This window comes from Citrobacter sp. GW821-FHT02E08 (assembly GCF_059421685.1).
Genome location: NZ_JBWKVL010000002.1, coordinates 242,037 through 255,123 on the forward strand (window position 1 = coordinate 242,037; position 13,087 = coordinate 255,123).

Genomic DNA, 13,087 nt, shown 5'->3' on the forward strand with positions numbered 1-13,087 from the left:
ATTATAACCAATCATTATTAGAATAATATTAAAATATTTGTTAACAAAAAGGAATTAATTATGGTTTTATTCGTAATTCAGTTTGCGATAGTTCTTACATGTATTGGTATAGGCGGGCGCTTTGGGGGGATTGGGTTAGGCGCTGCTGGCGGATTAGGGCTCGCTATTCTGACCTTTGGATTTGGCCTCCCTCCCGACTCCCCTCCTATTACTGTCATTTCTATTATTCTTGCAGTTATTACTTGTATCACTATCCTTCAGGCGGCTGGTGGCCTTGATCTCTTCGTTACGATGGCTGAAAGAGTTCTGAGAAAATGGCCTGGTGCAATCACTTTTCTGGGGCCAGCGGTCGCTTATCTTTTTACGGCTATATGTGGAACAGGATACGTCGCCTTTTCCGTTTACCCGGTCATTGCAGAAATCGCAGCAGATGCCCGAGTGCGGCCGGAGCGAGCAATGTCGATGTCAGTTATTGCCGCCAATTTTGGACTCATTGCCAGCCCGGTCAGTGCAGTCGTAACGGGAACAATTGCAGTCCTTGCCGGATTGCACATATCTGCTTTGGATATTTTGTTAGTCACCGTACCCGGAACCTTTCTTGGCTGCCTTGTTGGCTGTCTTTTTGTCTTTAAAAGAGGTCATGAGCTTGAAAATGATCCGGAATTTCAACGCAGGGTTGCTGAAGGTGAATTTGAGTCAGTAAAGGCTGAAGAACGTACGGCAAACATAGTGACAAAAGAAGCGAAGAGAGGATTGCTGATTTTTCTTACCGGCATCATTTTGGTTGTTATTATGGGATCTATTCCTCAATTACGACCGGTATGGAACACCGGTTCCGGCATAGAGCGCATGAGCATCCCAACCGCATTGCAAATAATCATGCTGACAACAGCGTGTATCATTATGATGGTGTGTCGAATTTCTCCTTCGAAACTTGATTCAGGTTCTGTTTTTAAGGCAGGCCTGGTCGGTGTCGTTGCTATATTTGGCCTTTCATGGATGATGAACTCTTTCTTTGAAGCATGGCATGAATTATTTAATACAGCTTTCCACGGTTTTCATAACCCCGTGCTATTCGGTGTGATTGTGTTTGGTCTTTCCGCTGTGATTTACAGCCCTGCAGCAACTGCAGTGGCATTATTACCTGCTGGCGTATTAATGGGATACCCGGCTGAAACGTTGATAGCATTACTTCCGGTAACGTGTGGATCGTTTATTATTCCAGGTGGAGCACAAATTGGATGCGTGGCGTTTGACAGGACTGGAACAACTCGCATTGGTAAGTATGTGGTAAATCACAGTTACATGTTACCTGGTCTGGTCACCGTTCTGGCGTCTACCCTTTTCTGCTTCCTCTTTGCCAAAATCATATAGTGCCGAAATATTATCCCTGCGACATCCCCTTCTGAATAAAACAGAGGGGATGCCAGTCATTCACGTCAACGTACAATCACTGTATCTCTCTTCGCCCAGAACTAAAGGACAACCTGCGCAATTAAATAAGCAAAGATTACCTGTGAGAGAACCATGACGAAACCAGGACGAATATAACTATGATTAACAACAAAGCGTCCAATTTTGGTCGTGCCCGTTCTGTCAAACGCCACGCAACCAATCTGATTTGCCCCTGGTATAATAAAATCACCGCAAGTACAGGCAAAAATAGCGATAAGATACGGAGCCGGAATACCCAAAGTGACGCCTAATGGCATAATTGCCGCTACCGTCGCAGCCGGACTCATGATCACCAGAGAAAACAAGAATACGACTACGCCAAACAGCATTGGCGCACCATTCACAAGACCGCCAAAAACATTGATCAGTTCTGCCTGGTAAGCATCAAAAAAGGTTGCAGTCATCCACGAAACACCAAGTATTGCTACAACCCCCATCAAACCAGCACGGAATACAGAACCGCTATTCAGCGTACTGCTCGGAACTTTACCCACAATCATGATAAATAAAGCGGCGGTCAGCATGATCATCTGAATGACCATTGGGGTTGATAGTCTTTTTCCATCCCATGAAGGAAGAAGTTCAGTAAAAGATCCGAGAATAAGGACTAGCACCACAGCAATGGCAAAGATAGCGACCCCTTTTCTTGCGCCTGGTGTAGCGACATACTCTTTTTTCTGCTCGTCGTGCATGAACTCATACTCACCTGCCGCAACACGCCGTTGAAATTCAGGATCGTCTTCCAGCTCTTTACCGCGCTTGTAGACTGAAAAGCTGGTAACAATTGCAGCCATAAAAAATGAAGGGAGAGCAATCGATAGTATTTGTCCAAGCGTGATCCCAGCATATTCATGCAGAATAGCCAGCATACCGGCCGTCGCCGCGCTCATAGGACTGGCAGCAACTGCCACACTGGCTGCAATTACCGTTGCGGATAACGCACGCTCCGGACGTACTTTTGCTTCAGCGGCAACTTCAGCAATCACAGGATACAAGGAGAACGCGACATAAGTCGTTCCACAAAATAGCGTAAATACGGAAGTTAATATTGGTGCAACAAAAGTTATCGCCTGTGGTTTCTTGCGAAGTAACTTTTCGGCGACTCTTACCAAATAATCTAATCCTCCGGCGGCCTGCAATATACTAACAGCACCAATAACACAAATAATAATTAACATTGCAGTTATGGATGGTGAAGAAGGTTTTAGTCCAAAGCCCAAAACTAATATTACAACCCCTAACCCCCCACCAGCGCCAAGCCCCATTCCGCCGTATCTTCCACCGATACCAATACAGGCTAGTACAATAAACAATTGTATAAAAAATAAAGCGTCCATTTCTTCACCTCAAAGAGACTCCCGGACATTGCATCCGGGAGGCATTGATTATTATATTCTGAATTATTTTAAATATGATTTGGCAATCTCAATCTGCTTTTTAACAGCATCAGGCCCGGTTCCACCATAAGACATTCTGGCTTTAATGCAGGCTTCCAGAGAAATACTCTCATAAATATCACTTTCGATTTTATTATCAAATGCGGAGAACTCTTCCATAGTGAGCTCTTCTAACATTTTCTTATGTTTAATACAATAATTCACCGCACTGCCAACGACATGGTGAGCCTCCCTGAAAGGAATACCTTTACGGACCAGGTAATCGGCCATATCTGTTGCATTCGAGAACCCCCGGGCTGCTGCAGCACGAGTATTTTCGGCAAGAATAACCATTTTATCGAGCATAGGAGCCATAATTTTTAGGCTAGTCTGTAGTGTATCCATAGAATCATAGACCTGCTCTTTATCCTCGCTCATGTCCGTATTATACGCGAGCGGTATCCCTTTCATAATGGTCAGCATGGCCATCAGATTTCCGTACATACGGCCACCTTTCCCGCGCATTTTTTCAGCCACATCAGGGTTCTTTTTCTGCGGCATGATGCTGGAACCAGTACAGAAATCATCAGAAAGTTCAATAAACTTAAAGTCCTGGCTAGAGAATAAAACCAGCTCCTCTGAAAGGCGAGTAAGATGCATAAAGCACATCGCTGCTGCAGCGGTGAATTCGACCATATGGTCGCGATCGCTGACGGAATCAATGCTGTTCTCAGTCGGTTTATCAAAACCAAGCTCATGGGCCGTAAAGTCACGATCAATAGGGAAAGTCGTACCGGCAAGAGCCGCTGCGCCTAAGGGACACTCACCCATACGCTGATAGAGATCTTCAAATCGATTCCAGTCACGACGTAGCATCCAGTAATATGCCATAATCCAGTGAGATAAAAGAATGGGCTGACCAGTTTGTAAATGGGTATAGCCCGGCATTATCGCATTAATATTATTTTCGGCTTTGTTAATTATTATTTTTTGTAGGTTAGTAATATCCTGTTGAATTTCACGAATGGTTGCTCGCATATGCATTTTAGAATCAACGGTAGTCTGGTCATTACGACTCCGCCCCGTATGGAGTTTTCCACCAACGGGTCCGATAATTTCAGTCATCCGCCTTTCAATAGCCATATGAATATCTTCATCAACAGTATCGAAAATGAATTGACCGTCGTCAATCTCCTTATTTACCTGTTTTAATCCGCCAATAATTGCATTGGCTTCATCCTGCGTGATTATTCCCTGACGCCCCAACATCGTGGCATGAGCTATGCTCCCCTGAATATCAAAGGGACACAAGCGTTGTTCCAACATAATAGTTGCATTATAGGATTCAACTAATTTATTTGTTGGCATATCAAAACGCCCGCCCCATAACTTTGTAGACATAAAGCCTCCTGCTTAATTGTTACAGAATAGTCAAATTGCTAGATAATCGGTTTTAATTCAGTTTCAGATTACAAAATTTGGCCTTTAATTGTCAACAAATAGACTTATTAAATCGACTTATAATGAAATTAATTGCATTTATTAAATCATTCTGTTTGCTAATCTTTTAAGCTAAATAAAGAGATCTTCATCACATTTAAAACACCATTTTAAGAGAAATACATTCAGCATATTTAGATGTGTAAAAATACAATCTGCTAAACAGAAGAAAACAGCGACAATTACTTGATAAAAATCAAGAAATATCCATCAGTACAGTGAATGATTTGATATCCCATATACAAATGCAAACTCCGGGCTTGACCTTCCCCTTGATGGAAGGTTTAACCTTTATAACAGTTAGTCAATACGATTACTCAGGTCAATAACTATCTGACCATTTTAAAGGAGTTTTGTTATGTCTCACACCATCGACCTGACCCTGGACGGCCTGTCCTGTGGTCACTGCGTCAAACGCGTAAAAGAGAGTCTTGAGCAGCGCCCGGACGTGGAACAGGCGGACGTCACCGTGACTGAAGCGCACGTCACCGGTAGCGCCAGCGCCGAAGCCTTGATCGAAACCATCAAACAAGCTGGCTATGGTGCGGAGTTAAGCCACCCAAAGGCTAAACCGCTGGCGGAGTCATCAACCCCGTCGGAAGCGCTGGCAGCGGTCCCTCCTGAGCTTCCGGCAGCAACGGTCGATGATGACAGCCAACAACTGCTGTTGAGCGGCATGAGCTGCGCCAGCTGTGTTTCCCGGGTACAAAATGCGTTGCAAAACGTACCGGGCGTCACGCAGGCACGGGTAAACCTGGCGGAACGCACTGCGCTGGTCATGGGCAGCGCGTCCGCCGCAGATTTAGTGCAGGCGGTGGAAAAAGCTGGCTACGGCGCAGAAGCCATTGAAGATGACGCGAAACGCCGTGAACGTCAGCAGGAGACCGCCGTCGCCACCATGAAGCGCTTTCGCTGGCAGGCGATTGTCGCGCTGCTGGTCGGCGTACCGGTGATGGTCTGGGGGATGATCGGCGACAACATGATGGTCACCGCCGATAACCGCAGCCTGTGGCTCGCAATTGGTCTCGCCACCCTCGCCGTGATGGTCTTTGCGGGCGGCCATTTCTATCGCAGCGCGCGGAAGAGCCTGATGAACGGCGCCGCCACGATGGATACACTGGTCGCCCTCGGTACCGGGGTGGCCTGGCTCTATTCAATGAGCGTCAACCTGTGGCCGCAGTGGTTCCCGATGGAAGCGCGCCATCTCTATTATGAAGCGAGCGCCATGATCATCGGTCTGATTAACCTCGGACACATGCTGGAAGCGCGCGCCCGTCAGCGCTCTTCGAAGGCGCTGGAAAAACTTCTCGATTTAACGCCGCCGACAGCGCGCGTCGTCACCGAAGAGGGTGAAAAAAGCGTACCACTGGCCGACGTTCAGGCCGGTATGTTACTGCGACTGACCACCGGCGATCGGGTGCCGGTAGACGGTGAAATCACCCAGGGCGAAGCCTGGCTGGATGAAGCAATGCTCACCGGTGAACCGATCCCGCAACAAAAAGGCGAAGGCGACAACGTGCATGCCGGAACGGTCGTTCAGGACGGCAGTGTGTTGTTCCGCGCCAGCGCGGTCGGCAGTCACACCACCCTGTCGCGGATTATCCGCATGGTACGCCAGGCGCAGAGCAGCAAACCGGAAATCGGTCAGTTGGCCGATAAAATTTCTGCCGTCTTTGTGCCCGTCGTGGTGGTGATTGCGCTGGTCAGCGCCGCTATCTGGTATTTCTTTGGCCCGGCACCGCAAATTGTCTACACGCTGGTGATTGCCACGACGGTGCTGATCATCGCCTGTCCGTGTGCGCTGGGGCTGGCAACGCCGATGTCGATTATTTCCGGTGTGGGCCGCGCCGCCGAATTTGGCGTGCTGGTCCGGGATGCCGATGCCTTACAACGCGCCAGTACGCTGGATACGGTGGTCTTTGATAAAACCGGCACGCTGACCGAAGGGAAACCGCAGGTGGTGGCAATCAAAACCTTTGGCACAACAGATGAAGCCCAGGCGCTGCGCCTGGCGGCAGCCCTTGAACAAGGCTCAAGCCACCCGCTGGCCCGCGCCATTCTGGAAAAAGCCGCAGAGGCAACGCTGCCGCAGGTGAATGGTTTTCGGACACTGCGCGGTTTAGGCGTGAGTGGTGAAGCGGAGGGGCATACCCTGCTGCTGGGCAACCAGGCGCTGTTAAATGAACAGCAGGTGGATACCACTGAAATGGACGCGGAGATTTCAGCCCGTGCGTCACAGGGTTCAACCCCGGTACTGCTGGCGATTGACGGCAAAGCGGCGGCATTACTGGCGGTACGTGACCCTCTGCGCAGCGACAGCGTGGCGGCGCTCCAGCGTTTGCATCGTGCGGGCTACCGTCTGGTGATGTTAACCGGTGATAACCCCACAACCGCCAACGCGATTGCCAAAGAGGCGGGCATTGATGAGGTGATTGCGGGCGTCTTACCGGACGGCAAAGCCGATGCAATCAAGCGCCTGCAAAGTCAGGGGCGTCAGGTCGCCATGGTGGGCGATGGTATCAACGATGCACCGGCGCTGGCGCAGGCCGATGTGGGTATTGCGATGGGCGGCGGCAGCGATGTGGCCATTGAAACCGCAGCCATCACGTTGATGCGCCATAGTCTGATGGGGGTGGCGGATGCGCTTGCCATCTCACGCGCCACGCTGCGTAACATGAAGCAGAACCTGCTGGGGGCATTTATCTATAACAGTATCGGTATCCCGGTGGCCGCCGGTATTTTGTGGCCACTCACCGGTACATTGCTCAACCCGGTCGTCGCCGGTGCGGCAATGGCGCTCTCTTCGATTACCGTAGTGAGCAATGCCAACCGTCTGTTACGGTTTAAACCGAAAGAGTAAATCTTTGCCGGATGGCGACGCCAAAGCATCGCCATCCGGCAATTCACGCATTGCACCTTCCCGGACCACGCGCTAGCATGGAGTTCTACTAAGGGAGGTCGTATGGATCTGATGTACTGGGTAAAATCGTTCTGGCGCGCATTGCGCGGTAACCATTATACCTGGCCTGCCATCGACGTTGTCTTGCCCGGTAATCGTCATTTTCATCTGGTCGGCAGTATCCATATGGGCAGTCGCGATATGGCTCCCCTCCCCGCTAAATTACTGAAAAAGCTCAGACAGGCCGATGCGTTGATCGTCGAAGCCGATGTCTCCGGCGACGATACCCCGTTTGTGAATCTCCCCACGTTTGCCGCGCTGGAAGAACGTATCAGCGAAGAGCAGTTGCGTCATCTGCATAAAGTCACCGATGAACTGGGGATCTCTGCGTCTCTTTTCTCAACCCAGCCGCTGTGGCAAATCGCCATGGTCTTACAGGCCACTCAGGCGCAACAGCTGGGATTGCGCGCTGAATATGGTATTGATTACCAATTGCTGCAGGCGGCGAAGCAGGCACAAAAATCCATTATTGAGCTGGAAGGGGCGTCCAGCCAGATAGCGCTTCTGTGCCAGCTGCCCGATAACGGTCTGGCGTTGCTGAACGATACGCTGGCGCACTGGCATACCAACGCCAGGTTGCTGCAGCAGATGATGAGCTGGTGGCTGAAAACACCGCCGCAAAATAACGATCTCACACTGCCGAATACCTTCAGTCAGTCGTTATATGATGTGCTTATGCATCAGCGTAATATCGCCTGGCGGGATCAACTCTACGCCATGCCACCCGGCCAGTATGTCGTCGCGGTGGGGGCGCTGCATCTTTATGGAGAAGGAAATTTACCGGAACTGATGCGCTAAAAAAAATGGCCAATATCTCTATTGGCCCGTCAAAGAGGAATTTCATCTTTATTATTATGCCGGACTCAGGTCCGGATCTTCCGATTGTCGCTCAAAGTTGCTGCAACTGCCAATACCTATTGCGCAAGATTGTACTATTTTTTCGTCCACCTTCGGACGTATTCTGATGGCATATCACGTTTGTAGTAAGAAGGAACGTTATGACTCCCGCAGTTAAGTTACTCGAAAAGAACAAGATCCCGTTTAACATCCATACCTACGATCACGATCCGCATGAAACAAATTTTGGTGACGAGGTGGTGCGTAAATTAGGATTAAATGCCGATCAGGTTTACAAAACACTGTTGGTTGCCGTGAATGGCGACATGAAACAGCTGGCCGTTGCCGTCACACCGGTGGCCGGACAGTTGGATCTGAAAAAGGTCGCCAAAGCGCTGGGTGCCAAAAAGGTCGATATGGCTGACCCGATGGTGGCGCAACGTACAACAGGATATCTGGTGGGCGGCATTAGTCCACTGGGGCAAAAAAAACGGCTGCCGACGCTGATTGACGCCCCCGCCCAGACGTTCGCCACTATTTATGTTTCAGGCGGCAAACGCGGGCTGGATATTGAACTCGCGGCAGGCGATCTGGCGAAAATCCTTGATGCGAAATTTGCGGATATTGCCCGCCGGGACTAATAAACGAAACGCCCCTCCCGAAAAATACCTGCAGCCGAAAGAGCAATTTCAGTCAGGACACTAACATGCCTCTCAGGCAAAGTGAGTATCCAGAGGGAGGGGAAAATGAGTAACAAAAAAACGGATCTTTACGCCAGACGCTTCGCTCAAGTGTTCGCATTTATCGAACAGCATCTGGATAGCCCTTTGACGGTTGAGCAACTCAGTGAAGTCGCCTGCTTTTCACGGTTTCACTTTCACCGCCAGTTTAGCCTGTATTGCGGCATCAGCATCAGCCGCTACGTCATGCTGATGCGTCTGAAAAGAGCATCACTCCGGTTAATCAATAAATCGCAGGATAAGGTGATTGATATTGCTTTAGACGCCGGTTTTGAAAACCCGGAATCATTTTCCCGCGCCTTCAAAAACACTTTCGGCCTGACCCCAAGCCGCTTTCGCAAGGAACCGGTGTGGATTGACTGGCAGATGCATTTCCAGTTTCCCGTACGGGAAATTCAGCAGAGGATGGAAAAGATGGACGTGAAAATCATTACAGTGGAACCGATAAAGGTGGCCGTGCTGGAACATGTCGGCGATCCGTTACGGATAAATAAGACCGTAGAATCATTTATTGAATGGCGCATCGCGTCCGGGCTGTCAGATTACACAATCCAGGGAACATATGGCGTACCCTATAGTGACCCGCTGACCACGCCAGGCGAAGATTTTCGCTTCGATGTGTGCGGTGAACTGAGTAAAGCTAACGACCATGTTCCGGCTAACCCGCAAGGCGTTATTTGCAAAACTCTGCCCGGCGGACGCTGCGCGGTGGTAAGGCATGTCGGAGCCTATGACCGAATCAGCGACAGCGTTTATTATTTATATCGCCAGTGGCTGCCGCAAAGCGGTGAGGAATTGCGTGATTTTCCGGTCTATTTCCGTTATTTGCAGCTCGACCAGCAGTTGCCGGAACATGAATTGCAGACAGATGTCTTATTGCCATTGAAATAAGCAAAATGCCCGGTAGCGGCTAAATTCGTGGATATTGCGCGCCGGGACTAATTTTTTGCCGGATGGCGACGCAAGCGTCTTATCCGGCCTACAGATTCATACCCGCACCGTGGTTGTTTTTTGCTGAATGGCAGCTTACACGCAGTGCCCCCCGTAGGCCGGATAAGCGCAAGCGCCATCCGGCACAACGGCCATTATTGCCAGCTCACTTCCCCTGTCGGTTCGTAAGTACTCGCATCCAGCGGTGAGTTCTGCTCAATGTACTGTTTGAGCACTTCCGCATCGATAAATCCGGTATTCACATAACCGGGTTTATTATCAATTCGCGGATAACCGTCACCGCCCGTGGCGTTAAAACTCAGCGTCGCCATTCGGTAGGTTTTCGCCGGGTCAACGGGTTCATCCTTGATTTTTAAATCATTGAGCTTGCCGTCCTTCGCCACAAAACTGACGTTGGCGAACTGAGGATAAGCGCCAGAGTCCGGCTTCATTTGCGCCACGGCGGTCAGATAATCAATCACCTCTTTCCCGCTCATGTCGGCATACACCACGATGTTGCCGAACGGTTGTACCTTCAGCACGCTTTTATAGGTGATATTGCCGCCTTCAATGGAATCACGAATACCGCCACCGCTCATCACGCCAAAGTCAGCGCTGGTGCGCGCCATCTGCGCCGCGAGCAGAAGATGTCCCATGTTGGTCTGTACAAAACGGACTTTACTGCGATCGCCTTCAAGACGGCTATTCACACTGCCAATTTTCACATCCAGCTGCGCTTTGCCTTTATTCTGGAACGGCGTCAGCAAAGAGAGCATCTGTTGGTTCTCGACGATTTCCGGTGTGTAAAGTACGTGCTCACTTTTCCCGTTATCCCAGGTCACTTTCTTCTTCAGGTTTACGGGAATGAGCTGATAGCCCACCATTTTCATCTCGCCATTACGGAACTCAAAATCGGCCCGCCCGACGTATTTCCCCCACTCATGCGCCTGCACAATCCAGATGCCATTCTGTTTGTCCGGCGCGCAGGGCGTACCCGGCACATAATCAACCTGCTTTTTATTTTCCGCTGCCATACACACCGGATCTTGTGAGTGACCACCCACAATCATCGCCAGCGCCCCTGCCGGTAGGCTTCGCGCCATTTCGACATCGCCCGGCGCGTTCGACCCGTGATTCCCGTTGTCATAGTGCCCCATGTGTGTGGTGGCGATAATGACATCCGGCTTTTCGTTGATCTGCAATTCCTGAATCACCACGTTGGCTTCTTCAGCGGGTTTGCGGAACTCAATGTCGGTGAAAAACTCCGGGTTGCCAATTTTTGCCGTATCATCCGTGGTTAAACCGATAACGGCGATTTTCAGATCCTGTCGCTTAAAAATAGCCCAGGGTTTGAACAGGCGTTCACCGGTACTTTTCTGATAGATATTGGCAGAGAGAAAAGGAAACTTAGCCCACTTTTCCTGCTGGCGGAGGACGGTAAGCGGGTTATCAAATTCGTGGTTACCGACGGCCATCGCATCATAGCCAATCAGATTCATCCCCCGGAAATCAGGCTCCGCATCCTGCAGGTCGGACTCCGGAACGCCTGTGTTAATATCACCACCAGAGAGCAACAGCACGCTGCCGCCTTCCTCCGCCACCTCTTTACGAATGCCGTCCACCAGCGTTTTTTGTGCTGAAAGACCGTATTCGCCGTATTCGCTACGCCAGAAGTGACCATGATGATCGTTGGTGTGCAGAACCGTTATTTTATAGGTTTTATCTTTCTCATAAGCCTGCGCAGGCTGGCTCGCCAGTGCGAACGCGGCGAACACGGCCAGCGCCACACCCCGCTTCAAAAATTTCATGCTTCTCTCCCTGACCCAATATCAACCGCTGAAATTACAATGATATGAAATAATAGCCGAAAATGTTTTCAGAATTGAGACTTCCTTCAAACACCATCCACAGGTATGTTAGTCAGGTAATAATTACAACGCAGACTATCTCCAACATCGCAACCAAAACAACAGAAGTGACGTTCTATGGCAATGAGTGAACCAACCCAGCCGTTAACGAGCGCGTCTGCGCCCGTTGCTCAGGCACGCACATCGTTTGGCATTTTAGGCGCCATCAGCCTTTCCCACTTACTGAACGATATGATCCAGTCGCTGATCCTGGCGATTTACCCGCTATTGCAGTCCGAATTCTCGCTGACCTTTATGCAGATTGGGATGATCACCCTCACCTTCCAGCTAACCTCATCGCTCTTCCAGCCGGTGGTCGGTTACTGGACGGACAAATATCCCATGCCGTGGTCGCTGCCGATTGGAATGTGTTTCACGCTGAGCGGCCTGGTATTACTGGCAATGGCCGGTAGTTTTGGCGAGGTACTGTTAGCAGCGGCGCTGGTCGGCACGGGTTCATCGGTGTTTCATCCGGAATCCTCCCGTGTGGCGCGCATGGCGTCTGGCGGGCGTCACGGCCTCGCGCAGTCGATCTTCCAAGTGGGTGGTAATTTTGGCAGCTCGCTTGGCCCCTTGCTGGCTGCGATTATCATCGCGCCTTATGGCAAAGGTAATGTGGCCTGGTTTGTGCTGGCCGCACTGCTGGCGATTGTGGTGCTGGCGCAAATAAGCCGCTGGTACGCCGCGCAGCACCGGATGAGTAAAGGTAAACCTAAAGCGGTGATTATCAATCCGCTCCCACGCAACAAAGTGGTGCTCGCCGTTGGCATCCTGTTAATCCTGATATTCTCCAAATACTTCTATATGGCGAGCATCAGCAGCTATTACACCTTTTATCTGATGCAAAAATTCGGATTATCGGTACAAAACGCACAAATACATCTGTTTGCCTTCCTGTTTGCCGTTGCCGCAGGCACGGTAATTGGCGGGCCTTTGGGTGATAAGATCGGCAGAAAATATGTTATTTGGGGCTCTATTCTGGGGGGTGCGCCTTTTACCCTCTTTTTACCCTATGCAACCCTCTACTGGACGGGCATTTTAACCGTGATCATTGGTTTTATCCTCGCCTCTGCGTTTTCTGCCATCCTGGTCTATGCTCAGGAGCTGCTTCCGGGGCGTATCGGCATGGTTTCTGGTCTGTTTTTCGGTTTTGCCTTTGGCATGGGCGGCCTTGGCGCGGCGGTGTTAGGGCTGGTTGCCGACCATACCAGTATCGATTTGGTCTACAAAATCTGTGCTTTCCTGCCACTTCTGGGGATACTGACCATATTCTTACCTGATAACCGACATAAAGCCTGATTTTCCTGCGGCCAAAGCTAAACTTTGGCCGCACTCACTTCCAGTCACTGTAAGCCTTTGCTGCTCATAAGCTCCCTTCGTTTT

9 protein-coding genes are annotated in these 13,087 nt (G+C 50.2%); 6 read left to right on the forward strand and 3 right to left on the reverse strand.

Features of this window, described 5'->3' with window-relative positions; genetic code table 11:
* Positions 1 to 60 precede the first annotated feature (60 nt).
* Positions 61 to 1,374: an anaerobic C4-dicarboxylate transporter family protein gene (locus AC07UY_RS03450; protein ID WP_494700740.1), complete on the forward strand. Its 1,314-nt coding sequence runs from the start codon at positions 61 to 63 to the stop codon at positions 1,372 to 1,374.
* 101 nt (positions 1,375 to 1,475) lie between these two features.
* On the opposite strand, the gene AC07UY_RS03455 is transcribed toward AC07UY_RS03450, so the two are convergent.
* Together AC07UY_RS03455 and argH are read right to left on the reverse strand one after the other, a co-directional pair.
* A complete protein-coding gene (locus AC07UY_RS03455) occupies positions 1,476 to 2,792 on the reverse strand; it encodes an anaerobic C4-dicarboxylate transporter family protein (protein WP_494659263.1) in 1,317 nt (438 codons plus the stop codon).
* Positions 2,793 to 2,855: 63 nt separating this feature from the next.
* Entirely contained in the window at positions 2,856 to 4,232 is a 1,377-nt protein-coding gene (gene argH, locus AC07UY_RS03460) for an argininosuccinate lyase (RefSeq protein WP_494659262.1), read from the reverse strand.
* A gap of 457 nt (positions 4,233 to 4,689) precedes the next feature.
* On the opposite strand from argH, the gene copA reads away from it, so the two are divergent.
* From copA to AC07UY_RS03480, 4 genes are all read left to right on the forward strand, one after another.
* Positions 4,690 to 7,191 (forward strand): copper-exporting P-type ATPase CopA, encoded by a 2,502-nt coding sequence (gene copA / locus AC07UY_RS03465; RefSeq protein WP_494700739.1) that lies wholly within the window; start codon positions 4,690 to 4,692, stop codon positions 7,189 to 7,191.
* Between the two features lie 102 nt (positions 7,192 to 7,293).
* Positions 7,294 to 8,088 carry a TraB/GumN family protein gene (locus AC07UY_RS03470; RefSeq protein WP_494659260.1) on the forward strand — a complete coding sequence of 265 codons (795 nt, stop codon included), beginning with the start codon at positions 7,294 to 7,296 and terminating at the stop codon, positions 8,086 to 8,088.
* A 200-nt stretch (positions 8,089 to 8,288) separates the two neighbouring features.
* Entirely contained in the window at positions 8,289 to 8,768 is a 480-nt protein-coding gene (gene ybaK, locus AC07UY_RS03475; RefSeq protein ID WP_192611429.1) for a Cys-tRNA(Pro)/Cys-tRNA(Cys) deacylase YbaK, read from the forward strand.
* Positions 8,769 to 8,873: 105 nt separating this feature from the next.
* Positions 8,874 to 9,758, forward strand: coding sequence for an AraC family transcriptional regulator (locus AC07UY_RS03480; protein WP_494700738.1), 885 nt, complete (start codon positions 8,874 to 8,876; stop codon positions 9,756 to 9,758).
* Between the two features lie 194 nt (positions 9,759 to 9,952).
* Here the strand turns inward: AC07UY_RS03480 and ushA are convergent, their stop codons facing one another.
* Positions 9,953 to 11,605 (reverse strand): bifunctional UDP-sugar hydrolase/5'-nucleotidase UshA, encoded by a 1,653-nt coding sequence (gene ushA / locus AC07UY_RS03485; RefSeq protein ID WP_494659258.1) that lies wholly within the window; start codon positions 11,603 to 11,605, stop codon positions 9,953 to 9,955.
* Between the two features lie 177 nt (positions 11,606 to 11,782).
* On the opposite strand from ushA, the gene AC07UY_RS03490 reads away from it, so the two are divergent.
* The gene (locus tag AC07UY_RS03490; RefSeq protein WP_494700737.1) at positions 11,783 to 13,003 is read left to right on the forward strand and encodes an MFS transporter; all 1,221 of its coding nucleotides are present in this window, start codon (positions 11,783 to 11,785) and stop codon (positions 13,001 to 13,003) included.
* Positions 13,004 to 13,087: the final 84 nt, after the last annotated feature.

What these genes read in the sequence shown, in the direction of transcription:
- AC07UY_RS03450 (WP_494700740.1), top strand. Translation starts at nt 61, where the DNA reads ATGGTTTTATTCGTAATTCAGTTTGCGATAGTTCTTACATGTATTGGT.
- AC07UY_RS03455 (WP_494659263.1), bottom strand. Translation starts at nt 2,792, where the DNA reads ATGGACGCTTTATTTTTTATACAATTGTTTATTGTACTAGCCTGTATT.
- copA (WP_494700739.1), top strand. Translation starts at nt 4,690, where the DNA reads ATGTCTCACACCATCGACCTGACCCTGGACGGCCTGTCCTGTGGTCAC.
- ybaK (WP_192611429.1), top strand. Translation starts at nt 8,289, where the DNA reads ATGACTCCCGCAGTTAAGTTACTCGAAAAGAACAAGATCCCGTTTAAC.
- AC07UY_RS03490 (WP_494700737.1), top strand. Translation starts at nt 11,783, where the DNA reads ATGGCAATGAGTGAACCAACCCAGCCGTTAACGAGCGCGTCTGCGCCC.
- AC07UY_RS03470 (WP_494659260.1), top strand. Translation starts at nt 7,294, where the DNA reads ATGGATCTGATGTACTGGGTAAAATCGTTCTGGCGCGCATTGCGCGGT.
- ushA (WP_494659258.1), bottom strand. Translation starts at nt 11,605, where the DNA reads ATGAAATTTTTGAAGCGGGGTGTGGCGCTGGCCGTGTTCGCCGCGTTC.
- AC07UY_RS03480 (WP_494700738.1), top strand. Translation starts at nt 8,874, where the DNA reads ATGAGTAACAAAAAAACGGATCTTTACGCCAGACGCTTCGCTCAAGTG.
- argH (WP_494659262.1), bottom strand. Translation starts at nt 4,232, where the DNA reads ATGTCTACAAAGTTATGGGGCGGGCGTTTTGATATGCCAACAAATAAA.